Annotated in this window: 24 protein-coding genes; 5 read left to right on the top strand and 19 right to left on the bottom strand. The window is 70.3% G+C overall.

The genetic code is table 11. The annotated features are described in order from the left end of the window. Positions 1-490 precede the first annotated feature (490 nt). Positions 491-1,405 carry a malate dehydrogenase gene (mdh, locus tag CK500_RS09060; protein ID WP_095636910.1) on the bottom strand — a complete coding sequence of 305 codons (915 nt, stop codon included), beginning with the start codon at positions 1,403-1,405 and terminating at the stop codon, positions 491-493. Between the two features lie 119 nt (positions 1,406-1,524). Between mdh and CK500_RS09065 the strand changes: the two genes are divergently transcribed. The 3 genes from CK500_RS09065 (at position 1,525) to CK500_RS09075 (ending at position 5,674) form a co-directional block, all read left to right on the top strand. Next, positions 1,525-2,118 (top strand): DUF7474 family protein, encoded by a 594-nt coding sequence (locus CK500_RS09065; RefSeq protein ID WP_095636911.1) that lies wholly within the window; start codon positions 1,525-1,527, stop codon positions 2,116-2,118. Between the two features lie 74 nt (positions 2,119-2,192). Further along, on the top strand, positions 2,193-3,665 hold the full coding sequence (locus tag CK500_RS09070; RefSeq protein ID WP_394338253.1) for an MFS transporter: 1,473 nt from the start codon (positions 2,193-2,195) through the stop codon (positions 3,663-3,665). A gap of 80 nt (positions 3,666-3,745) precedes the next feature. Further along, positions 3,746-5,674: a sensor histidine kinase gene (locus CK500_RS09075; protein ID WP_095636912.1), complete on the top strand. Its 1,929-nt coding sequence runs from the start codon at positions 3,746-3,748 to the stop codon at positions 5,672-5,674. Positions 5,675-5,701: 27 nt separating this feature from the next. Here CK500_RS09075 and panB read toward each other — a convergent pair whose 3' ends face one another. After that, positions 5,702-6,508 carry a 3-methyl-2-oxobutanoate hydroxymethyltransferase gene (panB, locus tag CK500_RS09080; RefSeq protein WP_095636913.1) on the bottom strand — a complete coding sequence of 269 codons (807 nt, stop codon included), beginning with the start codon at positions 6,506-6,508 and terminating at the stop codon, positions 5,702-5,704. A 176-nt stretch (positions 6,509-6,684) separates the two neighbouring features. Between panB and CK500_RS09085 the strand changes: the two genes are divergently transcribed. Further along, the gene (locus tag CK500_RS09085) at positions 6,685-7,065 is read left to right on the top strand and encodes a DUF5822 domain-containing protein (RefSeq protein ID WP_095636914.1); all 381 of its coding nucleotides are present in this window, start codon (positions 6,685-6,687) and stop codon (positions 7,063-7,065) included. An 18-nt stretch (positions 7,066-7,083) separates the two neighbouring features. Here CK500_RS09085 and CK500_RS09090 read toward each other — a convergent pair whose 3' ends face one another. The 14 genes from CK500_RS09090 to CK500_RS09155 all read right to left on the bottom strand — a co-directional run bounded on the left by CK500_RS09090 (position 7,084) and on the right by CK500_RS09155 (position 22,952). Beyond that, positions 7,084-7,743 (bottom strand): HAD family hydrolase, encoded by a 660-nt coding sequence (locus tag CK500_RS09090; RefSeq protein WP_095636915.1) that lies wholly within the window; start codon positions 7,741-7,743, stop codon positions 7,084-7,086. Continuing rightward, complete coding sequence (locus tag CK500_RS09095; RefSeq protein WP_095636916.1) at positions 7,740-8,900, bottom strand: acyl-CoA dehydrogenase family protein; 1,161 nt, start codon at positions 8,898-8,900, stop codon at positions 7,740-7,742. The genes CK500_RS09090 and CK500_RS09095 overlap by 4 nt, the downstream gene beginning before the upstream one ends. 87 nt (positions 8,901-8,987) lie before the next feature. After that, positions 8,988-9,989, bottom strand: a complete 1,002-nt coding sequence (locus tag CK500_RS09100) for an AIR synthase family protein (protein WP_095636917.1) — start codon at positions 9,987-9,989, stop codon at positions 8,988-8,990. Continuing rightward, positions 9,986-11,278: an alanyl-tRNA editing protein gene (locus CK500_RS09105; RefSeq protein WP_095636918.1), complete on the bottom strand. Its 1,293-nt coding sequence runs from the start codon at positions 11,276-11,278 to the stop codon at positions 9,986-9,988. The genes CK500_RS09100 and CK500_RS09105 overlap by 4 nt, the downstream gene beginning before the upstream one ends. A gap of 81 nt (positions 11,279-11,359) precedes the next feature. Further along, positions 11,360-13,096 carry an archaellar assembly protein FlaJ gene (gene flaJ / locus CK500_RS09110; protein ID WP_095636919.1) on the bottom strand — a complete coding sequence of 579 codons (1,737 nt, stop codon included), beginning with the start codon at positions 13,094-13,096 and terminating at the stop codon, positions 11,360-11,362. A gap of 2 nt (positions 13,097-13,098) precedes the next feature. Further along, on the bottom strand, positions 13,099-14,772 hold the full coding sequence (locus CK500_RS09115; RefSeq protein ID WP_095636920.1) for a type II/IV secretion system ATPase subunit: 1,674 nt from the start codon (positions 14,770-14,772) through the stop codon (positions 13,099-13,101). A gap of 76 nt (positions 14,773-14,848) precedes the next feature. Beyond that, entirely contained in the window at positions 14,849-15,598 is a 750-nt protein-coding gene (locus CK500_RS09120; protein ID WP_095636921.1) for an ATPase domain-containing protein, read from the bottom strand. A gap of 1 nt (position 15,599) precedes the next feature. After that, positions 15,600-16,097 carry a flagellar protein G gene (locus CK500_RS09125; protein WP_095636922.1) on the bottom strand — a complete coding sequence of 166 codons (498 nt, stop codon included), beginning with the start codon at positions 16,095-16,097 and terminating at the stop codon, positions 15,600-15,602. Continuing rightward, a complete protein-coding gene (locus tag CK500_RS09130) occupies positions 16,098-16,556 on the bottom strand; it encodes a flagellin (RefSeq protein ID WP_095636923.1) in 459 nt (152 codons plus the stop codon). It lies immediately after the preceding gene. Beyond that, positions 16,546-18,375 carry a FlaD/FlaE family flagellar protein gene (locus CK500_RS09135; protein WP_095636924.1) on the bottom strand — a complete coding sequence of 610 codons (1,830 nt, stop codon included), beginning with the start codon at positions 18,373-18,375 and terminating at the stop codon, positions 16,546-16,548. Before CK500_RS09135 ends, CK500_RS09130 begins: the two co-directional genes overlap by 11 nt. A gap of 115 nt (positions 18,376-18,490) precedes the next feature. After that, positions 18,491-19,009 carry a chemotaxis protein CheD gene (locus CK500_RS09140; RefSeq protein ID WP_095636925.1) on the bottom strand — a complete coding sequence of 173 codons (519 nt, stop codon included), beginning with the start codon at positions 19,007-19,009 and terminating at the stop codon, positions 18,491-18,493. Further along, on the bottom strand, positions 19,006-20,205 hold the full coding sequence (locus tag CK500_RS09145) for a chemotaxis protein CheC (RefSeq protein ID WP_095636926.1): 1,200 nt from the start codon (positions 20,203-20,205) through the stop codon (positions 19,006-19,008). Before CK500_RS09145 ends, CK500_RS09140 begins: the two co-directional genes overlap by 4 nt. Continuing rightward, positions 20,205-20,561 (bottom strand): chemotaxis protein CheY, encoded by a 357-nt coding sequence (gene cheY / locus CK500_RS09150; RefSeq protein ID WP_008008138.1) that lies wholly within the window; start codon positions 20,559-20,561, stop codon positions 20,205-20,207. The genes CK500_RS09145 and cheY overlap by 1 nt, the downstream gene beginning before the upstream one ends. Before the next feature lie 123 nt (positions 20,562-20,684). Continuing rightward, complete coding sequence (locus CK500_RS09155; RefSeq protein ID WP_198951537.1) at positions 20,685-22,952, bottom strand: BGTF surface domain-containing protein; 2,268 nt, start codon at positions 22,950-22,952, stop codon at positions 20,685-20,687. Between the two features lie 229 nt (positions 22,953-23,181). On the opposite strand from CK500_RS09155, the gene CK500_RS09160 reads away from it, so the two are divergent. Next, positions 23,182-23,631, top strand: coding sequence for a zinc ribbon domain-containing protein (locus CK500_RS09160; protein WP_095637064.1), 450 nt, complete (start codon positions 23,182-23,184; stop codon positions 23,629-23,631). A gap of 86 nt (positions 23,632-23,717) precedes the next feature. Here the strand turns inward: CK500_RS09160 and CK500_RS09165 are convergent, their stop codons facing one another. From CK500_RS09165 to CK500_RS09175, 3 genes are all read right to left on the bottom strand, one after another. Beyond that, a complete protein-coding gene (locus CK500_RS09165; RefSeq protein WP_095636927.1) occupies positions 23,718-24,461 on the bottom strand; it encodes a DNA polymerase sliding clamp in 744 nt (247 codons plus the stop codon). A 189-nt stretch (positions 24,462-24,650) separates the two neighbouring features. Continuing rightward, positions 24,651-24,854, bottom strand: a complete 204-nt coding sequence (locus CK500_RS09170) for a hypothetical protein (protein WP_095636928.1) — start codon at positions 24,852-24,854, stop codon at positions 24,651-24,653. A gap of 29 nt (positions 24,855-24,883) precedes the next feature. After that, entirely contained in the window at positions 24,884-25,327 is a 444-nt protein-coding gene (locus CK500_RS09175) for a hypothetical protein (RefSeq protein ID WP_095636929.1), read from the bottom strand. Between the last annotated feature and the right edge of the window lie 47 nt (positions 25,328-25,374).

A 25,374-nucleotide genomic window follows, 5' to 3' on the forward strand; every position in this document is an offset into this window, starting at 1 on the left:
CGTCGAGTCGCTTTCGATCAATCGGATTCGTGGGTGTTGCTGGTGGTGTGGGGAACGCTTCCAAAGCTCTAGTCGCTCGCTTATAAGTCGGCGCTGGCGGCGGATCGGCGGTGAACGCCTCCAAAGCCCCAGCCGCGACGGCTCGGTACGCTCGCTGCGGTCCTCAGTCGGTCACTCCGTTCGCTCCTTGCGGTCCTTACGTCGCGCGCCTTCGTCCTCGCGGCTGCCCCTTTGAGTCCCACCCCGCTACAGCGACCGCACCTCACACCTCCCCAACCTCGTCGCTGGCGCCCTCCGCTTCGCTCCGGGAGCCAGCGACTCCCTCGCGCGTGCTCCTCGGCCGCGAGGCGGCCTCGGAGGCACGCGCCACCGCACATCGGCTTATAAATGGTTTACTCACCGCTGTCACGGATCTCGGCCGGCGTCACGGAAAAATCGGAGGTGTTGCGATCGCGGTGCCGTCGACGACCGGAGATCGCCGATCTGCCTTTTAAGCGATCTTGTCGTACTGCTCGGAGAGCTTCTCTGCGGCCTCGTCGAGCAGTTCCGACTCGTACTCGTCGAGGTCCCACTCGACGACCTCCTCGACGCCGTCGGATCCGAGCTTCGCCGGGACGCCGAGCGCGGTGTCCTCGTAGCCGAACTCGCCGTCGAGCACGACCGAGCAGGGGAGCACCTCGCCGGTGTCGTTCAGGATGGCCTCGACGGTGTGCGCGACCCCGGTGGCCGGCCCCCACTGCGTGGCGCCCTTGCGGCTGATCACGTCCATCGCGGACTCCTGGAGGTCCTCGAGGATCGCCTCCTTCTCGTCGGCGTCGAAGCTCGGGTCGCGGCCGTTCACGCGCACCTTCGAGAAGACGGGGGCCTGCGCGTCGCCGTGCTCGCCGAGGATCGTCGCCTCGACGTTCTTCACGGGCGCGTCGAAGCGCTGCGAGAGGACGTAGCGGAAGCGCGCGGAGTCGAGCCGCCCGCCGAACCCGACCACCTTGTGGCGGTCGCGGTCGCCCGCCTCGTACAGGTGGCGGTTGAGGAGGTCCACCGGGTTCGAGGTGGTGACGGTGACGAAGTCGTCGTTGTGCTCGGCGAGCGAGGCGCCGATGTCCTCCATGATCGGCGCGTTGTCGCCGGCCAGGTCGATCCGGGTCTGGCCCTCCTTGCGCGGGATCCCGGCCGTGATCACGACCACGTCGGAGCCGGCGGTGTCCGCGTACTCGCCCTGCCGGACGGTCGTGTTCGAGTCGTAGGCGACGCCGTGGTTCGCGTCGGCCGCCTGCCCGATCGTCGTCTCGCGCTGGTCCGGGATGTCGACGAAGACGAGCTCGTCGACCACGTCGCGCAGCGCGAGGTTGTACCCGGCCGCGGCGCCGACGGTCCCCGCCGCACCGATAACGCTGACCTTTGTCATACCGTGTGAAGTCGGGGCGGGGCGGCGAGTAAACGTTTCGGAACCTCACGAACCTACACGCCCGTGCGGCGGAGCGCGTCGCGAAAACCCTAACTCCGGCGGCCGCGCACACCCACTCAGTGCCGACGTTCCGCTACCCGTGTCCCGGCTGTCGAACGACCAACAGCCTCCACGACGCCGACTGCGACTTCGAGGGCGTGAGCTGGCCGACCATCGAGAAGGCGTACACGGACCTGTTGACCGTCCTCACCGCCGAGCCGGACGGGATGGCCGAGTCGACGCTCCGCGAGGCGGTCCACGGCGAGTGGAGCGGCCTCCACAAGGCCGCGCTCGGCGCCTTGGAACGCGAACAACGCGTCGTCGAGGACGGCGACCGGCTCCGCCTGCTCACCGCGGCGGAGTTCAAGGAGCGCGTCTCCGAGCCCACCCGCGACCCGATGCGGACCGTCTACGAGCACGGCTCCGTCCCCGGCTGCCACGACAACGCCGTCTTCGCGATGGTCGCGTGGTACGAGATGGTCGGGCTCTCGTGGCCCGAGACCCGCGAGAACGTGATCGACTGGCTCCGCGAATCCGGCGCGTGGGACCGCGGCGGCTTCGAGGAGTCGACGCCCGAGGAGCTCGTCGACGCCAAGCGCCACGTGTACGACGAGGGCTACGGCTGGAAGGAGAAGGGACAGGCCGCGAAGCGCGTGATCGAGCGCCACCTGTAGGCCGCGCCCGCTCCCGTCTCGACCGCGGCGCTCGCGCGACCGCCTTTTAAGTTCCCGCGCGGCGACTCACCGGCGTGACGCATCCGGAGGCCGGCGCCGCGTCGATCGGGGACGGGACCGAGGCCGTCGCCGAGATCCCGACAGGGGACAGCGACGGCGCGGGCGACGACGGCGAGAGCGGCGACCCGCCGCGGTCCCCGACCGTGGCCAACCCGAGACGGGCGCTCGCCGTGGTGATCGGCGTCGTCTTCATCGATCTGGTCGGCTTCGGAATCGTGATCCCGATCCTCCCCTTCTACGTGCGGTCGTTCGGCGTCAGCGACGCCTTCATCGGGCTGCTCGCGGCGTCGTACTCGCTCGCGCAGTTCCTCGCGGCGCCCACGCTCGGCCGGCTCTCGGACCGGATCGGCCGCCGTCCCGTGCTGCTCGCGTCGCTCGCGGCCGCCGGCGTCGCGTGGGTCGCCTTCGGCTACGCCGGCGAGGCGGGCGCGCGCCTCGGGACCGTCGCCGCGCTGGCGGCGCTGTTCGGCTCCCGGACCCTCGCCGGAGCGATGGGCGGGAACATCGCCGCCGCGCAGGCGTACGTCGCCGACATCACCCCGCGGGACCGGCGGGCGGGCGCACTCGGGCTGGTCGGGGCCGCGTTCGGGCTCGGCTTCGTCTTCGGCCCGGCGATCGGCGGCCTGCTCGCCGCCGACCCCGTGGTCGCCCGCGCCGACGCCCTCCTCCCGGCGTTCGTCCCCGCCACCGCCTACTCGCTCCCGAGCTTCGCGGCGGCGGGGATGAGCTTCCTCGCCGTCGCCGTCGGGTTCGCCTTCCTCGAAGAGCCGACGCGGACGCGTCCGGCGGAGGGAACGGCGGGGAACCGGGCGGGTCGCACCACCGCGATCGGGCAGTTCCGCGACGCGCTCACCTCGGTGACGCTCCGTCCCCTGACGGTCACGTACTTCGTCGTCGCCGTCGCGTTCGCGGGCGTGCAGGTGATGTTCATCCCGTACGTCGCCGACGCGTTCGGCTACGACGCGACCGCGGCAGCGTTCCTGCTCACCTACGTCGGCGTCCTCGGCGCGGTGAACCAGGGCGTGCTCGTCGGCCGGCTCTCGCGGGTCGTCCCCTCGCGGACGCTCGTCGCGGCCGGGTCGGTCGTCCTCGCGGCCGCGCTCGTCGCGATCCCCGCGACCGGGCTCGTCGACCGGACGGCCGGCGGCGTCGCCCTCGGCGGCCCGGCGTGGCTCACGCTCCCGCTCGTCGCGCTGCTCGTCGCGCTCGCCGCGCTCTCGCTGGGGAACGCCCTCGTGAACGTCTCGCTGGCGACGCTCGTCTCGACCTCCGCCGGCGACGCGGAACAGGGGGCCGCCTTCGGGGTGACGCAGGGCGCCTCGAGCCTCGGGCGGACCGTCGGCCCGCCGCTGATGGCCGTCCTCTACACCGTCGCCGTCGCGTCCCCGTTCCTGATCGGCGCGCTCCTCCTCGTCCCCGTGGCCGTCGCGTTCGGCCGGTCGGCGGGGCTCGGACGGGCGGCGGACTCCGAGCGGTCGGCGGAGTGAGCGCAGTCGGCGGAGTGAACGCGGACAGCGCCGCCGCAGCGCGATAGTTTTACCTCGCGGCTCGCCCTCCTGACCGACACATGCTCGACGCCGTCCCCGCGTGGCCCGCCGTCGGCTCGCTCGCCGGCGGGGCGGGGGCGATCGGCCTCGCGCTGGCGATCCGCGAACACCGGGGTCGCCCCGGCGTCGACTGGTTCCTCGGCGTGTTCGCCGCGCAGGCGACGTGGTGTTGCTCCTACGGGGTCGGACTGCTCGTCGACGACCTCGCCGTCCGAAGGGCGTTAGAGGCGACGATGTGGCTCGGGATCGTCTGGACCGGGATCGCCTTCCTCGGCTTCGCGCTGGCGTACACCGGGCGCAGCGACGTGGTTCGCAGCCGGCTGTTCGCGGGTATCGTCGGCTTCGGCGCCCTCTCGACCGCGGTCATCGTCACCAATCCGATCCACGGCGGGTTCTGGACCGGGCTCGGCTTCGATCCGGTCTTCGGCGTCGCGACCGTGTCGTACGCGCTCGGCCCGTGGGCGTACCTCGTCGTGGCCGTCGAGACCGTGCTCGTCGCCAGCGCCGTCTTCCTGCTGGTCGACACCCTGCTCAGCTACGGCCCCCTCTACCGGCGAGAGAGCGCCGCGGTCGCGCTGAGCTCGCTGCCGCCGGGGTTCGCCCTGGTCGCGTGGACGCTGGAGCTCGGACCGGTCCCGCAGCTCCAGCTCGCGCCGCTGATGTTCGTCCCGCACATGCTGCTGGACGCGTACGCGTTCGACCGCGCGGAGATGTTCGACCGCAATCCGACGACCAGCCGCGCCGCCGAGCGCACCGCGATCGACGACCTGACGGACCCCATCGTCGCGCTCGCGCTCGACCGACGAGTCGTCCGGCTCAACCCGGCGGCCGAGGCGGTTCTGGGCGTCGACGCCGAGACCGCCCGCGACCGTCCCCTCGCGGAGTTCCTTGACCTGCCGGTCCGCGTCGGGAGCGGCTCCGGTGGCGACAACTCGGAGGACGGTGCCGACGGCGATGGTCCCGATCTCGACGACGACGCCGAACCCGACGACGACGCCGAACCCGACGACGACGCCGAATCCGACGGCGACACCGAACCCGACGGCGGCTCCCGCGAGACGGTCGAGATCGACGCCGCGACCGGGGCCGGTCGGCGCACCTACGCGGTGTCGACCTCGCGGCTGACCGACCCGAACGGGACCCACGTCGGGTACACGGTCGTCCTCTCGGACATCACCGAGCGCGAGCGCCGCCGCCAGCAGCTGGAGGTACTCAACCGCATCCTGCGCCACAACCTCCGCAACGACGCCGGGGTCGTCCGCGGCTACGGCGAGATCCTCCGCGACCGCCTCGAGGACGACGAGCTGGTCCGAATGGCGGACGCGATCGAGCGTCGCGCGGGCGCGCTGGCCGCGCTCGGCGAGAAGGCCGGCACCGTCGAACGCCTCGTCTCCGACGCCGACGCGAGCCCGGTCGCGGTCGACGAGCTCGTCGCGTCCGCGGTCCGCGACGCCCGCGACCGCGCGCCCGACGCGACCGTCGAGTCGGCGCTCGGCGAGGGGGACTGGACCACGCGCGTCAGGGAGGACGCGCTCCGGGCGATCGTCGAGAACACCGTTGAGAACGCGCTCGACCACCACGACGGCGAGGGGACCGAACGCGGGGACGGCGGCCCGTGGATACGGGTGTCGCTGCGTCGGGGGGTCGGCGGAGGAGGGGGCGGCGACGGCGGCGAAGACAAAAACGAAGGCGACGGCGACAGCGGCGACGGCGAGGGGGGCGACGACCGGTTCGTCCTCGTCGTCGAGGACGACGGTCCCGGCATCCCCGACCACGAGGTCGAGGCGGTCGAGTCCGGTCGGGAGACCGCGCTCGAACACGGCTCGGGGCTCGGCCTCTGGGTCGTCGAGTGGGGCGCCGCGGCGATCGGCTCCGAGGTCGACTACGCCGACCGCGAGCCGCGCGGAACGCGCGTGACGGTGTCGATCCCGGTCGTAGACGACGACTGACGCCGAGCCGGCCACGGCGGAACCGGCTCAGTACAGGTCGTCGAGGTCGGACTCGACGTGCGAGTGCTCCTCGGCCGGGAACTCGCCGCTCGCCACCGCCTCCTTGTACCGCTCGACCGCGTCGAGCATCTCGCCGCGGACGTCGCCGAACTGCCGGGAGAAGGGCGGCGACCACTGGCCGAGCCCGACCGCGTCGTTGATCACGAGCACCTGCCCGTCGCAGTCGGGGCCGGCGCCGATGCCGATCGTCGGAATGTCGAGCGCCTCCGTCACCGCGCCCGCGAGGTTGGCGGGGACGTGCTCCAACACGAGCGCGAACGCGCCGGCCTCGGCGTGTGCTCCCGCCAGCTCGACGATCTCCTCGGCGGCGTCCTGATCGGTCCCCTGCCGGGCGTAGCCGCCGAGGCGGTTGACGTGCTGGGGGGTCAAGCCGAGGTGCGCCATCACCGGGATGCCGATGTCCGTCATTCGACGCGTCATCTCGACCGTGTGGGGGCCGCTCTCGATCTTCACCGCGTCGGCGTTCGCCTCCTTCAGGAGTTCGCCGGCGTTGCGCACCGACTCCGCCTCGTCGACGCCGAACGAGAGGAACGGCATGTCGGCGACGACCAGCGCGTCCTCGGTCGCGCGGGCGACCGCCGCGGTCCGGCTCTCGACCTCCGCCATCGTCACCGGGAGCGTCGAGTCGTACCCGAGGACCGCGTTGCCCATGCTGTCGCCGACGAGGATGACGTCGATCCCCGCCTCGTCGACGACCGCCGCGGTCGGGGCGTCGTAGGCGGTCAGCATCGTGATCGGCTCGTCGCGGTCCCGGAGTCCCCGCGTCGTGGTCATACCTCGAACACGCCCGTGCGACCGGTTAAAATCGCCGGAATCCGGAAGATCGGAACCCGACGGATCGGCCCTTCCCCTTCGACGGATCGACCCTCCGCTCTCCCGGACCACCAGCTCCGTTCGCTCCGCCCGCGCGGACCGTCACCGATTTGCACGTCCGCCACCGACGACCGGTCGTGCAACCCGTCGAACGCGCCGAGTACGAGGGGATCGACTACGGCTGGGTGATGCAGACGACGTTCGTCGTCACCATTCTGGTGGGCGCGCCGGTCGTCGCGGTCCTCTCCGCGTTCGTCACCCTCGACTCGTGGGGGGCCCGCGCGGCCTTCGCCGTCCGGGTCGGCGCCCCCATCTGGTTCGTCACCGCCGTCGCCGTCGCGGTGTACGCGCGGCGCACCGACGCGGGAGACGGGGGAGTGGAGAAATCGGGAGACGACAGCGGCGGTTCCGAGAGCGCCGACGCCGGAGACGACTACGACGATGCCGGCGAGACCGACGACGACCCCGAGGCTGTCAAGTCGGAAGACGCCGACGAGATCGGTCCGCGGGACGCCTGAGCGCTCGGTCCTCCCTCTTTACTGGTCGAGCAGGTCCGCGGCCCACGCGAAGGGGACGCCCGCGCGCTCCGCCGCCACGGCGTCGCGCCGCGAGTCGCCGACGAACAGCGCGCGCGCCGGCTCGGCGCCGAGCCGCTCGACCGCCGCGAGCACCGACTCCGGAGCCGGTTTGTACGTCTCGACCGTGTCCCGCCCGACGATCGCGTCCGGGTCGAGCGCGTCCCCGAGCCCGTGGGTCTCCACGGCGACCCGGCAGGCCTCCTCGCAGTTGAGCGAGCAGACGCCCGCGGGCGGCCCGGCGTTCCCGCCGTCGAGGGCCTCGATCAGTCGCCCGCCGAGCGGGAGCAGCGCCGAGTCGCGCGCGCCGGCCCGCTCGTGGGCCGCGATGGCCTCCTCGACCTCGTCGCGGATCCCGTAGTCGTCGGCGGCCCCGAGCAGGCCCCACAGCTCCTCCGTCGGCGGTATCATCGCGTTCGCGGCGTACACGTCGAGGACCGACTCCGCGACCGCGGCCCAGTCGACCGCGAGCTCGACGAGCGTCCCGTCGAGGTCGTAGACGACGGCGTCGTACGCGGCGAGGTCGACGGGTCGGTCGACGCTCGGGACGGGGCCGCCGTCGGCCGCGGCGGATCGGCGGCGGTCGTCGGCGACACCGGATCGCCCGTCTCCGCCCGTCACTCGCCCAACACCCCCCGCGCGATGATCGTCTTCTGGATCTCCGTCGTCCCCTCGTAGATCTCCGTGATCTTCGCGTCGCGGTAGAACCGCTCCACGTCGAACTCGGTCGTGTAGCCGTACCCGCCGTGGATCTGGACGGCCTCGTTGGTCACCGACATCGCGGTCTCGCTGGCGCGGTACTTCGCCTGCGAGGCCGCGACGCGGTTGTCCTCGCCGGCCTCCGCCTGCCGGCACGCCTCGCGGACCAGCAGGCGGGCCGCCGAGATGTCGGTCGCCATCTCCGCGAACTTGTGGCGGATCGTCTGGATGTCGTCGATCGGGCCGCCGAACTGCTCGCGCTCCGCGGCGTACGCCTTCGCCTCGTCGAAGGCCGCCTGCGCCAGCCCGACCGCCTGCGACGCGATCCCGATCCGACCGCCAGTGAGCGTGCGGAAGGCGGCCGAGAGCCCCTTCCCCTCCTCCGTGAGCCGGTTTTCCGCCGGGATCCGGCAGTCGTCGAAGCTGATGCCGGTCGTGTCCGAGGCGCGGAGCCCGAGCTTCTCCTCCTTCTTCCCGACCTCGAACCCCTCGGTATCGGCAGGGACGAGGAACTGGGTGATCGATCGCTCATCATCGCTGTCAGTCTTCGCGAAGACGATCGCCACGCCCCCGCGCTTCCCGTTCGTGATCCACTGCTTCTCGCCGTTCAGGACGTACTCGTCCGTCTCCGGGTCGTACTCGGCGGTGGTCGACATCTCCGCCGGGTTCGAGCCGGCGTGCGGCTCGGAGAGACAGAACATCCCCACGGGCCGGCCCGACTCCGCCATCTCCGGGAGCCAGCGCTCCCGCTGGGCCTCCGTGCCGAACTCGGCGATACACGAGGTGGCGAGACAGTGGACGGAGAGGGCCGTCGCCACCGCGAGGTGGCCGTACGCGAGCTCCTCGTTGACGATCGCGTAGGTCGTCTCGTCGGCGCCGAAGCCGCCGTACTCCTCGGGGACCGTCAGCCCGGTCAGGCCGAGTTCGGCGAGCCCGTCCCACACGTCCTCCGGGAACGACTCGGCCTCGTCGGCCTCGCCGGCCCCCGGTCGGACCTCCTCGGCCGCGAACTCTCGGACGAGGTCGCGGATCGCCTCCTGTTCGTCGGTGAGCGACGAGCCGACGCGTGCGCCAGTCATACCGTTCGGTTCGATCTCACGCTCAAAAAGGTGGGCGATCGGGGGGTCGTGTCGCTCGCGCGCCGCGGCCTCCTCGCGTGCCGCCCGCTACTCCCATAACGGGTACAGTTCGTCGCGCGGCGCCTCGTCGATCCGGTCGCCGTCGAGGAGGACGGTCCCGGCGCCGGGGTCGGAACCGCTTCCGTCGTCCCCTGCCGCCCGCACCTCCCCAATCTCGCCGACCGCGATCCCGACGGCCGCCAGCGCGTCGGTCGCCTCGGCGACGCGCTCGGGAGGCACCGCCGCGAGCAGCGCGCCGGAGCCGAACGTCGCCAGCGGGTCGACCCCGAGGGCGTCACAGCAGGCCTCCGTTTCGGGTCGAACCGGGACCCGGTCGCGCTCGACGGACACGACCGTCCCGCTGGCCGACGCCGTCTCGGCCAGCGCGGTCAGCAGGCCGCCCTCGGTGGGGTCGTGCATCGCGCTCGCGGCGTCGCGGACGGCCGCGGCGTCCGGGACGACGCTCACCTCGTCGAGGAACCCAGCGGCTGCGTCGAGGGTCGCCTCGGGAACGCCGGCCTCGGCGCACGCCTCCCGGAAGTCGGTCGCGAGGATCGCCGTCGCCTCGATCCCGGCGCCCTTCGTGAGCAGGAGCCGGTCGCCCGGCTCGGCCCCGCCGCTCGACACGAACCGGTCCGTGGTGCCGAGCGCGGTCATCGAGCAGAGCGGACGCTCCAGCGACGGCAGCACCTCGGTGTGGCCGCCGACGATCGCGACGCCCAGCTCCCGGGCGGTCGCGTCGACCTGATCCGTGACGGTCCGCCGGCGATCCGGGTCGTCGTCGGGGAGGAAGAGCGTGTGGGTGAGCCACCGCGGGTCCGCGCCGCTCGCGGCCACGTCGTTGCAGGCGACGTGGACCGCCAGCTCGCCGACCGCGTCCGCCGCGAGCGACAGCGGGTCCGCGGCGACGACGAGGGTGGAGTCGGCGCCGTCGAGGTCGATCGCGGCCGCGTCCTCGCCGTAGGCGGGGCCCGCGTCGACCGCGGCGTCGTCGGCGCCGGTCGCCGCGAGCACCTCGGCGAGCGCCTCGGGCCCGAGCTTGCCGGTCATCGGTCGCGGAGCCACGCGACAACGGCCTCGGGGTCGGCGTCGAGCCCGCCGCCCTGCGCGAAGGTCGGACCGCCGCCGCCCCCGCCGCCGAACTCGTCGGTGACGGCAGCCACGACATCGCCGGCGTCGGGGGAGCCGTCGTCGTCTTCCTCGCCGATCGCCTCGTCCGCGACCGCGACGACCACGAACGGCGCGTCGCCGGTCCCGACCGCGGCGATCGCGTCCGGCGAGCCATCGGCGGCGAGGACGCGCTGGGCCGGCTCGCGCAGGTCGTTCGGGTCGGCGTCGTCGACGGTTCCGACCGCCCACGTCGCGCCGTCCGCGTCGGCCTCGCCCGTCGGGAACTCCCGCAGGCGCGCGGCGAGCAGGTCGGCGGTGGCGGCCTGCAGGTCGGCCTCCAGCCGGTCGGCGCGCTCGCGGAGCCGGTCGACCGCGTCCGGGAGCTCGCCGACCCGCGCGTCGAGGGCGGTCGCCGCGTCGAGCGCGGCGGCGTGGACCGCGGCCTCGTGGTCGATCGCGGTCGGTCCCACCGCGAACTCCACGCGCGTCACGCCCTCGCCGGGGTTCGACCGGTCGAGCACGGAGACGGGGCCGATCTCGCTCGTGTTCCGGACGTGGGTCCCGCCGCAGGCGGCCACGTCCCACGTCGGCGCGGCCGAACCGTCCGAGCCGTCACCGTCGCGCTCCCCGCCGCGCTCGCCGACCGTCACGACGCGAACGGCCTCGCTCCCGCTCATCGCGCCCTCCTCGGTCTTCGTGTTGAACGCGATCCCGTCGAGCGCGCGGGCCTCGTCCTCGGGCAGCGTCTCCCACGACACCGGCAGCGAGTCCCAGACGGCGCGGTTGGCGAGCCGCTCCAACTCGACGAGGTCCCCGTCGTCGAGGGGCTCCGCGGTCGTCAGGTCGACGCGCACCTTCGTCTCCGAGATGTCGAAGCCGGCGTAGCCGAGCTCCTCGCAGGTCCGGCGCGCCGCGCCGTAGAGCACGTGCGAGGCGGTGTGTGCGCGCGCGCAGTAGGTCCGGAACGCGTCGTCGACGACCGCCGAGACGGTCTCGCCGGCCTCGGGGAGCGCCTCGGCGTCCGCGTCGAGGACGTGGACCACGTCGCCGTCGCGCTCGACCACGTCCGCGACGAGAATCCCGTCGATCGTCCCCCGGTCCGCCGGCTGGCCACCCGACTCGGCGTAGAAGTACGTCTCGCTCAGCACGACCTCCCGGCCGTCGACCGATTCGACCGTCGCCTCGAACTCCCGGACGTCGGGCTCCGCCGGCGCGCGTGACGCAGTCATTGACGGTGCGTGGAGGCGGTCGGATAAATAGGTGGGCGCCTCGTCGCCCCGACGGACCCGACCCCCGGACCGGCGCGCCGGTCAGATCGAGAGGATCGCGTTGACCAGCGTCCGCGTCGCGACCGCGGTCGCCGCGCCGAGCCACGTCAGCAGGACGAAGTGAATGTAGCCGTTCGCGGGGTTGCCGCCGTCGATCCGGCGGATCATCTGCGAGGAGAGGGCCGCGTTGAACAGCACGACCGTGAGCAGCAGGTACTCGATCAGCGGGATGTCGTACGCCCCGGGGTAGACGATCTGCCCGATGTCCATCTGGTCGAGCTGGAAGTCGGACGTGAGCTCGGCGAGGATGGCGACGATCTCCAGCCCGATGAAGAAGGCGAACGTCGCCGCCGCCGTGATCCCGTACAGCAGGCCGATGAAGGTCATCGCCGCCTGCCGCCGCTGCTCGCGGAGCTGGTTGACGGCGTTCATGTTCTTCGAGATCAGCTCGCCGAGCATCTTCGGGTCCCCGCCCATCTGCCGGCCGACGAGGTACATCTCCGAGAACTTCTGGATGAGGTACGACCGCGTGTCGTAGGTGAACGCCTTCCACGCCCCCTCGGTGCTGATCCGCATGTTGAGCCGGCGGTAGAGCCGCTCTATCGACGGCGAGAGGTCCCCGAAGTTCTTGTCGCGCAGCGTGGTCAACACGTCGGTGGTCGTCGACTGCTTGGCGCTCTCGGTCGCGCCGAGCGCCCGGATGAACGAGGGGAACTCCCCGTCGCGGGCCGTGATCGCCTGCTCCTCCTGCCGCAGGATCACGCCGGTGATGAAGAGCGGCGAGATGGGCACCGCGAGGTACAGCGGGAGCCGCACGTCGTCCATGAAAAAGAGGAGCCCGGGGAGCCCCGGGCCGTACCCGAACATCCCGGCGGCCGTGATCCCGATGATGAGGAAGGAGAGGCCGCCCCCGATTCCGAGGGACGCCCACAGCTTCAGGTCGCCGGGGGCGCGCTCGTCCGGGTGGAACCAGATCGGGTCGTACGGGGAGGTCGCCCGGATCATCGCGTAGAAGCCGAGCTGGACGAAGACGAAGAGGACGATGACCGCCGCCACGGTCGCGGTCGGGTCGTTCCCGGTCAGGATGGGGAGGACGATCGCGAAGACCAGCGCGAACGTCATCGAGAGGATCATCGACATGTACAGGTCCTTCATCACCTCCAGGTTCGACAGTGAGGACTCGTACACCGTCTCGTACTTCGCGAGCATGACGTCCTGCTCCGAGACGAGGAACTCCTCCAGCGACTGACCCGCGCCCATCGTGTAGCCGAGCCGGTCGAAGAAGTCGGCCATCGCGTCCGAGGGGACCTCCTCGGCCCGCCGGCGACACGCGTCGTCGAGGCTCTGGTTCCAGGTGTCGACGAGGTGGACGACCCGGTTTATCTCCTCGGCGGCGACGCCGTACTCCTCCTCTTTCGCCAGCGTCCGGAACACCTCCATGCGGTCGATGTTCGTCGTCGACAGCACGGTCATGTGCGTCATCACGAGGTGCAGCTGGTTGTCGATCTTGGTCTCCAGACTGGAGAGGTAGATCTTCGGGTAGATCACCGCCGCGACTAACACGAGCCCGCCGAACATCGGGACGGGGACCCGCGCGGCGAACGGGAGCGGGAGGACGAACAGCCCGACGACGCTCGCGAGGAAGACGAGGACAGCCGGGATCAACACGAGCCCGACGTACTTGCGCTTCGAGATGTCGAGCTTCTCGTACGACTCCAGCACGTCCGAGGTCAGCTGCGCGGCCGTCGCGAGCCCGTTTCCGACCTCCTTCACCGCCATGGCTATCTGACGTTCCGGTGCATGTCGAAGGGGAGCCCCTCGACGCCGTCGCGCTGGAAGGAGTTGATCGCGTCGTTCACCTCGTGGTAGCCCAGGATGTCCTCCTGGATCATCCGCTCGATCAGCTCGGCGCGGAACTCCAGGTCGTCGTAGATGTCACGGGTGTCGGCGTACCCCAGCAGCGTCGCGATCTGCTCTTCGAGCACGTAGGAGTTGTTCATCCCCTGGAAGACGATCTCGTCTTCGACGGGGTCCCAGCTGAACACCTCGCGGGTGACGACCCCCTCCATCTCCTTGGAGTACCCCTCGATCTCCTGGACGCTCGTCACCCGACGGAGGACCTTATCGCCCTGCTTCACCCGGTTCTGGAACAGCGCCACGTCGGCGTTGTCCATGAACGTCTCCGGGACGTTGATCGGCTCGGAGGTGAACCGCTGGATCATCGAGACGATGTCCGAGGCGTGGAACGTCAGCATGACCGGGTGGCCCGTCTGGGCCGCCTGGAACGCCATGCGCCCCTCGGCGCCACGGACCTCCCCCACGATGATGTAGTCGGGGCGCGACCGCAGCGCGGCGGCGACCAGGTCGAACATGTCCACGTCGGAGGAGCCCTCGCCGCCGCCCTCGCGGGTCAACAGCTGCTGCCAGGTGTTGTGCGGCGGGATGACCTCGGCGGTGTCCTCCGCGGTGTAGATCTTCGAGTCGTCCGGGATGTACGAGAGGATGGCGTTCAGCGTCGTCGTCTTCCCGGACGCCGTCTCCCCGACCACGAACACGGTCTGTTCGTTCTCCAGACAGAGCCAGAGGTACGCCGCGAGCTGCGGGGACAGCGTCCCCCAGTTGGTGATCTGGTTGATCGACAGCGGCACCTCCTCGCCCTGCCGGATCGTGAGCGAGGAGCCCTTCAGCGACACGTCGTCGGAGTAGATGATGTTGATACGCGACCCGTCGGGCAGCGTGGAGTCGACGATGGGGTCGGAGTCGGAGAGGGGGTCGCCGATCCGCTCGCCCATGTTGCGCAGCCAGTTGTCGAACTCCTGGGGCGTCCCGAAGTCGACGGTCGTCTCGAGCATCCCGTAGGTGCCGTGGTCGACGTGGCACTCCTTGGGGCCGATGACGTGAATGTCCTCGTTGGCCGGGTCGCGCATCACCGGCTCCAGCGGTCCGAGCCCGACGATGTCGCGGTTGAGCCGGTACCGGATGTTCTCGTAGGTCTCCTCGGTGACCGACAGCTTCCCCATGTTGAGCACCTTCGAGAGGCTGCCGCGGAACCCCTGGTTCTGCTCGTCGATGTGGGTGACCTCCTCTAACAGCTCCTCGATGAGGTCGTCGTACTCGGCCTCCGAGTCGGGGGCGCTGTGCTGGCCGCTCACCGTGAGGAGCCGGCTCTTCACCTCGTTGAGGACCTCCGCCTGCGGGCCGGAGACCTCCGGTTCGATGGCGTAGTACTTGGTGTCCTGCCCGAGGTCGCCGTAGATGTGGCTGTAGATCGGCCCGCCCACGGGATAGATGACGTTGGGGCGGTTCGACTCGTACTCGTCTTTCGGCTCCTCGATAAACTGCGGGAACTCCCCGGTGATCTGTTTGAACTCCCGCAGGTGCTCGCGGAGGTGCGGGCGCCGCATCGCGGCCTTCCGGAGCTCTTCCGACGGTTTCGCTGTGCCGTGTTCGGTCATGGTCTACTCCGTGTCTCCTGTCTGATCGGTCGCGTCCCGGTCGGCGGGACGGCTGTGCGTCGGCTCGCTCATGTGTTCAGGCGACGCTCCGGCTCTCGATGACGATTCCGGTTCCCGACCGGACGGAGAACCCGATCGTGTCGCCGACCTGTTCGCCCATCCCCGCGAAGCGCTTCACGTTGATCTGGCGGCGGATGTCGTTGCCGACCTCGATCATCTCCAGCTCGAGGAACACGTCGGCGATCGACCGGAACGGACCGATCGCGTCGTCGTCGACGGCCGAGGGGTCGACGGTGAGCACCACCACCTTCCCCTGCGAGATGATCTCGCGGAAGAAGGAGATGATCTCCAGGGCCGCCTGTCGCTCCTCGTTCTTCCGGACGAGCGCCTCGAAGGTGGGGTCGTTCCGGAAGATGGCGTCGAACGTGTCGAGGAACACCACGTCGGAGTTCCACATCGCCTCCGCGTTCATCAGGCGCTTGAGCAGCTCCTTGCGCTCCCCGTCGTCGTCGGAGAACGCCCCGCCGGAGTCGAAGTCGGCGTGGAGGAAGAGCAGTTCCTCCTGTAAGAGGGGCTTCACCATGTCGTACTCCAGCGAGTGCATCTGGTCGATGAACCCGCGGACGGTGAGCTCGGTCGACATCATCGTCACCGACGCGCCCTCCTCGACGAGCCCGTAGGCGAACCGCTGGGAGATGGCGCTTTTCCCGGCGCCGTAGTCGCCCTCCATGAGGACGATGCTACCGCGGGGGATCCCGCCGCCGAGCTCCTTGTTCAGCCGGTCGCGCTCGCCGAGGCCGAGGGAGAGGAGGTTGTCGCGGGGCATCTCAGTTACCCCCCTCCACGCGGAACTGGAACAGCTCCTCGTCGCCGCTGGCGGTGACGAACACGCGGTGGTCGCCGTCGTCGAGCCCGTCGTTCGTGTCGCCGAGCGCGTTCGTGTCGATCGTGAGCCGCAACACGTCGCCGCGGCTCCACGCGGTCGCGCCGTCGGCGGAGACGAGCTCGCCGTCGATCGCGTCCGGCCGGACGTACTGGCCGTCGAAGACGACGTCGAGGCCCGAGCCGTCGGGCGCGAGCCGATAGGTGCCGGTGTTCTTTATCAAGAGGGTCACGTTCTGGTCGCCGCTCGCGTTGTACACCCCCGCGTTCGCGTCGGAGATGATCGTCACGTCGGTCCGGAGCTGCTCGGTCGCGTCGAGCCCGGCGTCGTCGACGGCGGAGCTCACGCGGTCGACCCCCGTGGTGATCGTGCCGACCACGCCGGCGGCGATCACGAGGCTCGCGATGAACAGGATGAGGTGCGAGACGGGGACGCTGGCCATCTACGCGCTCACCTCCGCGGCGTCGCGGACGCCGGACTCGACGACGAGGACGACGCGGGTCTCGCCCGTGACCTCGGTCGAGAGGTCGGTCTCGTCGACCTCGATGGTGAGCGTCTCGCCGCCGAGCCACAGCTCGGTGTCGCCGTCGCCGTCGACGGTCGTGGTCGCGTTCGGCCCGCCCACGTCGACGTATTCGTTGTCGACGACCAGCGTCGCGTCGCCGGCGACGAGCCCGAGGGAGCCGTCGTTGGTGGCGTTGACGGTGAGGGTCGTCCCGTCGAACGTCGCGTTCGTCACGGCGAACTCGGTGTTCTGTCGCTCGAGCGCGCGCTCGTTCATCCCGTGTTGCGCGTCGCCGACGCGGTCGAAGCCGTTGGCCGCGACGGGGTAGAACGTCGTGAACGCGAAGAACAGCCCCGCGACGATGATGGCCGTCGACGCGGAGACGCTAACGCCCATCGCCCCACCCTCCGTCGGCCGGGTCGGCGCGGTCGGAACGCGGGTTCGGGTCGTTCATCGGCCGCGGGGAGCCGCCGTTGCGCTCGCGGCCCTCGGAGCCCCGGCGGTCTTCGCGGCCGCCCCGGCGCTCCGCCTGCCCGTCGCGCTCCGCGCCGCCGTCGTGTCCGTTCTCGCTCGCGCGCCGCTCGCGGTGGCCGTTGCGGCGGTCGTCGGAGCGGTCGGGCGCGCGGCGGTCGCGGCCGCCCTCGCGTCGCCCGTAGCCGCCGCGACCGCCGGACCCGGCCCGCGGCGGACCGCCGCCGACCAGCGATCCGCCGGCCAGGTCGTCCCAGCGGTCGAGCAGCAGGAGGTGGCCGCTCGTCCCGTTGAGCTGGGTCACGTACCGGAGGCTGCGGGTGTGGTGCTCGCGGACCAGCCGGTCGGTCCCCGGCCGGTCGACGAGGTTGCGGTCGATCGTACCGAACCCGGAGAGGAAGTCGCGGAGCCGCGCGGCCGCCTCGGGACCGACCCACTCGATGCGCTCGTAGTAGTTGATCGCCCGCACCGCGTCGGTGACGTCGCTCTCGGAGACGAGGAACTCCAGCCACTCCATCACGAGGAGGTCACCCACGTAGTCGCCGGGCAGCTCCGTGAGGTACGGCTTGCCGCGGGTCCCCGAGAGGTCGTCCTGCTGGACGTACTCGAAGCCGCCGCCGTTCGCCTCGGCGGGGTCGCCGCCGGGCTGCTGGCCGCGCGAGCGGTCGGGTTCCGGTTCGGGTTCCGGCTCCGGCTCGGGCTCCGGCTCCGGCGCGTGGCCGTTCGTCGCCGGCCCGTCGTCGACGGGCTCGTCGTCGAACGAGTCCATCCCGTCGTCGAAGTCGACGCCGTCGTCGGCGCCGTCGTCGAACGGGTCCGGCTCGTCGCCGAGCTCCTCCTCGAAGGAGTCACCTCCGTCGTCGAACGGGTCCTCCTCCGCGCCCGCGTCCGTTTCGGCGCCGTCCTCGTCGGCCCAGTCGGCCTCCCCGGCGTCGTACTCCTCTTTCAGCTCGCTGAAACTCTTTCCATCGTCGTTCATGTCGTCTCCGTCGTCCGCCGCCGCGGTCTCGGACGCGGCGTCGGCGGGGTCGCCGTCGTCCGTGTGCTCGTCGCCCGGTTCCTCGTCCAGCTCGGCGAGCTCGTCGTCGTCATCGTCCTCGAAGTCGTCGTCGAGCAGGTCGTCGTCGAAGAACCCGTCGGCGTCCGCGTTCGCGACGTCTTCGTCGAGGTCGTCGTCGCCCGCGTCCTCCCCCTCGTCGTCGTCGAAGAGGCCGAACGAGCCCTCGCCGCCGCCGTCGACCCCGTCGAAGCCGCTGGAGTCGTCGACGAACGGGTTGATGCCGCGGGTGACCATCTCGTAGATGTCGAGGAGGTTCCGCACGTCCTCCTCGATGTCGTCGACGGCGGCCGAGATCTCCTCGTTCTCCGATCGGACGGTCGAGACGGTCGAAGAGAGCGAGGCGACCTCGTTCTCCAGGTCGTCGAGCCGCTTTTCGAGTTCGTCGGTGTTCGCTCCGCCGCCGCCACCGCCGCCGTCGTCGAACTCGTCGTCCCACTCGTCCATCCCGTCGAAGTCGTCGAAGTCGTCGCCGCCGCCCATCCCGCCGCCCATTCCGCCACCGCCGCCGCCGCCCATCCCTCCGCCGCCGAAGGGGTCGTCGTCGCCGCCCATGCCCCCGGAATCGTCGTCGTCGGAGCCGTCATCGTCGAGGAATCTGTCGAGGACGCTCGCACCGACGAGCCCCAGCGTGGCGACTATCCATGCGGCCGTTGGAGCTCCCCACACCGGTAGTTCGAGGCCCATTACCGTGTACCACCCCCAGAACACACTTCAATTCACCCCTCAAAATATCAGCCGTGAGAAGGCATCCGGTCGCCGGAGATCCGGCGACGGTGCGGCCGCTTTCGAGCGAGACGGGTCAGAGGGTCCGCTCGAACCCGTCAGCGGCGCGGACGACCAGTCGGCCGTCCGCCCTGAACCGGACGGTCCGCCCGACGCCGTCGCCGACGGCGCGCTCGACCACCGGGATCCCGGCCGCGTCGAGGCACTGCTCGGCGCGCGCGACGTTTCGGGGCCCGACCGCGTCCGTGAGATCGAGCATCTCCGCGCCGCCGGCGACGCGCGCTTCGAGCCGGCCGGCGGACGCGCCGGCGTCCTCCAGCTCGGCGATCAGCGTCTCGATCCCGGTGTCGACGTACTTCCCCGGTCGCTCGATGCCGGTGTCGCTCCCGGTTCCGTTCGGCAACATCGCGTGTAACAGCCCGCGGACGCCGGCCGACCGATCGACGAGCGCCACGGCGACGCACGAGCCGAGACCGCTCGTCGTCAGGGTCTCACCGCCGGTCGCGACCGACAGGTCGCTGACCCCGACCTTGATCCGGCCGGCGTCGGGGGCGGGAGAGTGCGTTCGCTCGCGAGACGACGGCGGGTGACTCACGGCTCCGAGAGCCGTTCGAGCGCCCGCGCCAGTTCGCGCTCGTCCGGGAGCGCGTACACGTCACACCGCGTCTGGATCCCCTCGGTCTGGATCGCGGCGTCGATCACGAACCCGTAGTCCTGCCGCCGGCTCAGCTTCGCGACCAGCGGGCTGATCGTGGCCGAGCCGATGTCGTGGACGAACTCCGGGGGCGAGTGGGTGATCGAGGTGCCGAGCACGTTCGCCCAGCCGTCGATGAATCCGCTCGTCATCACGTTGCCGAGCTCGCAGAGCGCGTTCTCGGCCATCCCGCCGAGCGGCTCGTCCGGCTCGCTGGGGAGCATCGAGGCCGCGATCTTCGCCGCGGACTCCTCCTCGAAGAGGATCGCGAGGTAGCCGCTCGGCTCCCCCTGCAGCTCGAAGACGGTCCCGGCGTGCGGCTCGACGCCCACCTCTGCGGGCACGTCGGCGAGCGGGACGAACCGCAGCCGGCTCACGTCGACGCTCGTGTCGAGCCCCGTCATCATCGCGATGTTGTCGGCGGCGTTCGCGGAGCCCCGCTTCGCCAGCGACGCGAACGTCGACAGCGACTCGTAGGGGACCGCGGTGCTGTCGGCGCCGTCGTTGCCCGCCTCGCCGTCCGCGCCCGGCGCGGCGGCCGGTGCGGTCTTGCCGACGACGAGGTCGCGGAACTGCCCGGAGTCGGGGAGCATGTAGATCGAGAAGTCCAAGTCCGTCGTCGTCGCGTCGAGCCGGCTCTCGAAGAGGAACACGCCGTCACCGGCGAGCGCCCCGTCGGGGAGGACGGCGGCGCCGTCGGCCTCGAAGTACCGGGGCGGCGTCATGTCGATCGCCTTCCCGAGGTAGTTCGCCCAACCGTCGAGGAAGCCGCCGAGCGCGATGTTGCCGACCTCCGTCACCGCGCTGCGGCCCATCGACGACCCGCCGGGGAGAAGCGAGAGCAGGGCGTCGACGTTGTCCGCGTCGAACGCGAGGACCGCCTCGCCCTCCAGCCCGCCGCGGAGCCCGACGCTCACGCCGATCGACTCCCGGCCGGCGAACGCCTCGGCGAGGTCCTCGCCGCTGGCGACGCTGGCGCCCGTGACCTCCACGGAGAGGTCGGTGCCCGTCAGGTCGGTGAGCGCGCCGGCGGCCTGTCCGGCCCCCCGCTCAGCCAACCGGTTGCAGGCGCCGAGCGCCCGGACGTCGACGCGCATTATACCGCCGATCCGATGGCGTCGAGCACGTTCGGCTTCTGGAACGGCTTCGTGATGTACCCCTCGGCGCCGGCCTTGATGGCCGCCTTCATCTTCTCCTCCTGCCCGACGCTGGTGCACATGATCACCGTCGCCTCCGGGTTCTCCTCGAGGATCTCCGTCGTCGCCTCGATGCCGTCTCGGATCGGCATCACGATGTCCATCATCACGAGGTCCGGCCCGTGTTCTTCGTACATGTTGACCGCCTCCACGCCGTTTTCGGCCTCGCCGACGATCTCGAACTCCCCTTCGAGGATCTCCCGGAGGAGGTTCCGCATAAACTCCGAATCGTCCGCGATAAGCACGCGCGTTGCCATGGTTATCTGGAAGGCGGGACAGCGGTCACTTAACGACTCCCCCGCGGTTCTCAGCGCTGAGAACCGATACGGCGGAACGAGTCACCGAGGACTCGAGCCCGCCAGACCCAGTGGCCGAGGGGCTCAGACCCAGTGGCCGAGCAGATACGTCGCGCCCACGAGGACCGTCCCGCCGAACGTCTCCCGCGTCCCGATTCCGAAGGGGAGCAGCGTCGCCGGCTCGCCGTCGGGCGCCTCGTCGTCGCCCCCCGTCTCGGAAGGCCCGCCTTCCGACCCGCCGTCGTCCGACTCGTCGCCGCTCGCCTCGCCGTCCCCTTCATCGCTTTCCCCGTCTCCGGCCGCTCCGTCGGCCGCCGCCGACCCCTCCTCCTCGGCGCCGGGCTCGTCGACGCGCGTCACCGACGGGTCCGCCTCCACGGTCAGCGTTCCCTCCACGCGCTGGCCGTCGATCGCGAGCACGTACGGGTACTCGCCCGGCTCCAGGTCGGCGTCGATTTCGCCGAACGTCTCCTCGTTCGGGGCCCCCGGATCGACCGTGACGTGGCGCTCCTCGACGATCTCCCCGTCGGCGACGTCGAGCGACAGCCGCTCCCGGGTCCGGAGCTGCCCGACGTTTCGCACCGTCGCGGAGAGGTTCGACAGCGAGTCGCCCCGGGTCACCGTGAGGTTCGTCGTCGTCTCCGCTCCCAGCCGCAGGCGGGCGGGGTTTTCCGCGTCGTCGACGACGACGATCGTCCGGCTGTCCTGCAGCGACTGTCCCCGATAGAGCCGGTAGGTCGCTCGCGTCCCCGGCGTCACGTTCGTGAGCCCGCTGTCGACCGAGAAGTTCCCATCCGCGATCGCCAGCTCCGACTCGGTCCGCGACGGCGAGCCGTCGTCGTCCCTGACGATCGTCGCCGACAGGTCGGTCACGGGGAGGATCGAGGTCGTCCCGGCGATGGTCCCGTTGTCGGCCTCGACGAGGAGGTCGCCGTCGGCGGTGGCGTGGTCGTACCGGAGATAGCGCTCGCGGACGCTGAACGACGCCTCGGCGCTCACGCGACCGTCGGCGCTCTCGTGGTACGGGTACTGCTCGGACAGCCGGTCGTCCGCGATCGACTTCGGCTCGAACGCGTCGGGCGCTCCCTCGCCGTCGCGGAACCCGTACTGATCGCCCTCGGTTCCCTCCAGCGCGAACTCGACCGCGAACTCGTCGCCCGGCTCGGGGTCGTCGGTGAACGGTCCCCCGTCGCTCGTGTCGATCACGAGGTAGAACCGGCCGGGCGCCCGATCGCTGTCGCCGCGTTCGAGCGACTCGGCCTCCGCGAGGTAGAGCGAGACGTCGTCCGGGTCGGCGTTCGCGAGGTCGAGCTCCGCCGCGCGCTCGTTTCGGCCGGGGTTCGTCTGCCGGACTCGTAGCGAGACCCCCTCCTCCGCTTCGAGGAGGGCGGCGAGAGCGGTGTGATTGATCTGGGTTCCGGACTCGATCGACTCGCCCGACCGCCGCTCGGCGAAGTGCGACAGGGCGCCCCAGATCCCGGTCGACTCGAAGCCGAGCACGACCCGGTCGCCCTTCGTCACCGCCGCGCGGTCCAGCCCGTTGTCCCTGAGCGCGCCGAGCGACTCGGTCCCGCCCTCGCCGTCGGTTGTCACCTCGCTGTCCGCGGTCGTGAAGGCCTCGACGCTGTCGTTGAACGTCGGCTTCCGTAACACGAGGTCGGACTCCGAGGACACTTCGAATGGGTCCACGGCGCCGGAGTCGCGGACGACGAACGTCCCGTTCGTGATCGCGAGCCGGTACCGCTGCGGGACGAGCGGGCGGGCGAGCCCGCCGGCGCCGGTCGCCCCGGGCAGCTCCGAGAGGTTCTTCGCGATCACATCGCCGTCCTCGTTTTCGAACCGGAGGTCGCAGTCGACATCGGGAGCGCCACAGCTCTCGACATTGCTCTGGTTCGTCCCGAGGAGGCGCGTGTTGATCGTCGTCGATCCCGTGCCGCTCACCCTAACCACGTCGACGAACCCGACCGTCTCCCCGGAGTCGGTGAGGCGGTTGCCACCGATCAACAGGTACGCGCTGTCGTCGACGTTACTGTACCTGATCTCGACCGGATCTCCCGCAGTTCCGGTGTACGTCGGTCGGACGAACGAGCCGTCGATCTCCCTACTCACGACCCCGTCCGATTCGGTCGCGATCGCCGGGGAAACCTCGTCCCCGCCGGCCGACGCCGGGTCACCGATCCCCGTCGCGTCCCCTCCCGCGAGCGTCGCCGCGGCGGGACCCGTGGCCCCCGCGCCGAGAAACGAGAGGAGCACCGCGAGCGCGACGAACACGACGCGGAGATCCGAGAGTCGAGCGCGGGGCGTCCCCGCCGTGTCCGTCTCCGCGTCGTCCGGTGAAAGTCTGGAGGTCATCGTGGTGTTCGTGTCGTCGTGACGGACCGAATCGCGCGGACGGTCCGCCGTCAGTTGGTACGTCCTCGGGATCTCAGCGACTAAAGCGTACCCTCCCGATTATCGCGTCGGAGAACCGGAACGTCCCGTCACGGGCGGACCGCGGAACGAATCGGCTGACGGAGTCGGGGTCGGGCCGTCGGGAAAGCTCCGAAGAGTTAAGTCCGCCCGCGGTGCCGTTCCGATGGAGATGAAGACCTGCCCCCGGTGTGACTCGTCGCTCGACGACGAGGCCCGCTACTGCGTCGAGTGCGGCGCCCCGCAGACGGAAGACGCCGCCGAGGAACTCGACGAGTACGTGCGGCGGCAGGCCCAGCAGACAGGGGGCGGCTCGGGCGGCGGCGACAACGCCGGGGACGACGGCGGCGGATCCGGATTCGTCCCGACAGAAGAGCTCACCGACCGCGAGCAGCTCTGGCGCCGGGGGTGTTACGTCGCCGGGTACGGGACCACCGTCGTCGCGCTCACGCTGATCCCGGAGATCGGGGCCTTCCTCCTCGTCCTCGCCGGAATCGCGATCTTACCGCCCGTCCGTCGGCTGACCGCGGAACCGCTCGGGAGCCCGTTGAAACGCGAGGTGATGGCCGGGCTGTACGCGGTCTTGGCGCTCCTCGGCGTCGCGCTGCTCGTGCTGTTGTGAGGTTCGTCGGGCAGGAGGGTCGGCGAATTGTGACGTTCTGCGACCGGTTCAGCCCGTAACGGTTCCAAAACTCGGAGTTCGACGTTTCAGTCGCTCTGGATGCGCGGGGCGAGCATGAAGGTCACATGGCCGAGCCCCTCGGCGAACCCGTAGTGGAGCTTGACGGGGAACTCCTCACCGAGCTCGACGGTGACCTCGGCGTCGGAGGGGATCGCCTTGTTCATGTCCTTGAGGTAGTCGAGGCTGAACAGCGAGTCGGCGGGGCCGGCGGTGAGCGCGATGAGGTCCTCGCGGTCGAGCCGCAGGTCGACGTCGTCGGTGTCGCCCTCCGCCTCGATGAAGAACGCCTCGTCGGTCTCGTCGACGCGCAGGCGGATGTGGTCCGAGACCATGTCGGCGGCCTTGATCCCGCGGTCGATCTGCGCGCCCTCGACGACGATCTCGGAGGCGAGGTCGAGGTCGGGGATGTCCGGCTCCTGGCGGATGGAGTCGGGGTCGATGAGCGCGAGGGTGTACGAGAGCCCGTCGATCTCGATGTGGAGCTTGCGGGTCTCCTCGTCGAGCTCGAGGTGGATCAGGTCGCCGGAGTTGGCCATGCCGGCGATGTCTTCGAGGCGGGCGAGGTTGACGCCGATGACGCCGCCGTCGGCCTCGTAGGACTCGAACGCCGCGGCTTCGAGGGTGAGGTCGACCATGCCGACGTTGGCGGGGTCGACGGCGCGGATGGAGAGCTCCTCCTCGTTGAGGCGGATCTTGCACTCGTCGACCAACACGCTCACCGAATCGAGCGCGTCCTGTAGCGTCGACGCGCCCACGATGGCCTTGAACATATACGTTCGGCTAGGGCGGTATCACCTAAAAAGGCACCCGATCGGACCGGCACGGAAACGCTCAAAGCGACCGGATCAGCCGGGCGACGACCGCCGAGTCGTTTCCGACGACGAGATCACAAGATCGGGAGATCAGACCCGATGACATCAGTGTACGGCCCGATATCTCGGATCCGCCTTGCGGATGAGTTATTTGAACGCCGGCCAGCTCATCCACGCGAGCGAGAGGAACGCGAACAGGAGTGCGGCGTACCCGATCAGGTTGAAAATGCCGCTTCCTGAGATTGCGGCCGCCACCAGGAGAAACATCCCGACGCCGAGGCTGATGATGGCTGCGGTGACGCCTTTGAACAGCCGATCGACATCCTGTCTATTCAGGGCTCTCGTTGCCATGGTCTCTCGAACTCGTCGAGCGGAAACCGCTACGTTTCGTCGTTTGGTTCCCGTTCGGGGTCGTTCTCGTCTGTTAACTCCTTCCGCTGGGCTCCTAAATCTTCCTCTGTCTTATCGGAGCTGGTGGCCGTATCCGAGAGAGTCTGTTGTCCCCCGTCCTTCCTCGTGATCGCCAGCAGGTTCATCGGTAGTACGAGCACAGAGACGGTGAGAGCAGACAGCCCAAACGACAGTGTGGTGACGGCGATGAACGCGGGATCGGAGAGCGAGAGGCCCAATGCCCATCGAAGCGCTGCCACGATACTGATCAGAAACAGGAATCCGGTTCCGATGAGGAGTTGAGCGACGTACTCCAAGACGTCGTCTTGCATCTGGTCGGCTAGGTCGGAATTGAAAAGCTGATAGACGACGATCGCGATCAGCGGGACCGAGATCGCGGCGATTTCGAGGACGGTAAGAGCAAGGGCTGCCATTCAGCCGCTCACCTCCACAGCCCTGTCTGACATGGCATTGGATAACG

The organism is Halorubrum salipaludis (genome assembly GCF_002286985.1).
In the GTDB taxonomy this organism is placed as follows: domain Archaea; phylum Halobacteriota; class Halobacteria; order Halobacteriales; family Haloferacaceae; genus Halorubrum; species Halorubrum salipaludis.

Bases quoted from the DNA above. Each gene is read 5' to 3' on its own strand.
- CK500_RS09105 (WP_095636918.1), bottom strand. From the start codon at position 11,278: ATGACTGCGTCACGCGCGCCGGCGGAGCCCGACGTCCGGGAGTTCGAG.
- CK500_RS09145 (WP_095636926.1), bottom strand. From the start codon at position 20,205: ATGCGCGTCGACGTCCGGGCGCTCGGCGCCTGCAACCGGTTGGCTGAG.
- CK500_RS09175 (WP_095636929.1), bottom strand. From the start codon at position 25,327: ATGGCAGCCCTTGCTCTTACCGTCCTCGAAATCGCCGCGATCTCGGTC.
- CK500_RS09125 (WP_095636922.1), bottom strand. From the start codon at position 16,097: ATGGCCAGCGTCCCCGTCTCGCACCTCATCCTGTTCATCGCGAGCCTC.
- CK500_RS09115 (WP_095636920.1), bottom strand. From the start codon at position 14,772: ATGACCGAACACGGCACAGCGAAACCGTCGGAAGAGCTCCGGAAGGCC.
- CK500_RS09100 (WP_095636917.1), bottom strand. From the start codon at position 9,989: ATGACCGGCAAGCTCGGGCCCGAGGCGCTCGCCGAGGTGCTCGCGGCG.
- CK500_RS09120 (WP_095636921.1), bottom strand. From the start codon at position 15,598: ATGCCCCGCGACAACCTCCTCTCCCTCGGCCTCGGCGAGCGCGACCGG.
- CK500_RS09135 (WP_095636924.1), bottom strand. From the start codon at position 18,375: ATGGGCCTCGAACTACCGGTGTGGGGAGCTCCAACGGCCGCATGGATA.
- cheY (WP_008008138.1), bottom strand. From the start codon at position 20,561: ATGGCAACGCGCGTGCTTATCGCGGACGATTCGGAGTTTATGCGGAAC.
- panB (WP_095636913.1), bottom strand. From the start codon at position 6,508: ATGACCACGACGCGGGGACTCCGGGACCGCGACGAGCCGATCACGATG.
- mdh (WP_095636910.1), bottom strand. From the start codon at position 1,405: ATGACAAAGGTCAGCGTTATCGGTGCGGCGGGGACCGTCGGCGCCGCG.
- CK500_RS09075 (WP_095636912.1), top strand. From the start codon at position 3,746: ATGCTCGACGCCGTCCCCGCGTGGCCCGCCGTCGGCTCGCTCGCCGGC.
- CK500_RS09155 (WP_198951537.1), bottom strand. From the start codon at position 22,952: ATGACCTCCAGACTTTCACCGGACGACGCGGAGACGGACACGGCGGGG.
- CK500_RS09095 (WP_095636916.1), bottom strand. From the start codon at position 8,900: ATGACTGGCGCACGCGTCGGCTCGTCGCTCACCGACGAACAGGAGGCG.
- CK500_RS09170 (WP_095636928.1), bottom strand. From the start codon at position 24,854: ATGGCAACGAGAGCCCTGAATAGACAGGATGTCGATCGGCTGTTCAAA.
- flaJ (WP_095636919.1), bottom strand. From the start codon at position 13,096: ATGGCGGTGAAGGAGGTCGGAAACGGGCTCGCGACGGCCGCGCAGCTG.
- CK500_RS09160 (WP_095637064.1), top strand. From the start codon at position 23,182: ATGAAGACCTGCCCCCGGTGTGACTCGTCGCTCGACGACGAGGCCCGC.
- CK500_RS09130 (WP_095636923.1), bottom strand. From the start codon at position 16,556: ATGGGCGTTAGCGTCTCCGCGTCGACGGCCATCATCGTCGCGGGGCTG.
- CK500_RS09165 (WP_095636927.1), bottom strand. From the start codon at position 24,461: ATGTTCAAGGCCATCGTGGGCGCGTCGACGCTACAGGACGCGCTCGAT.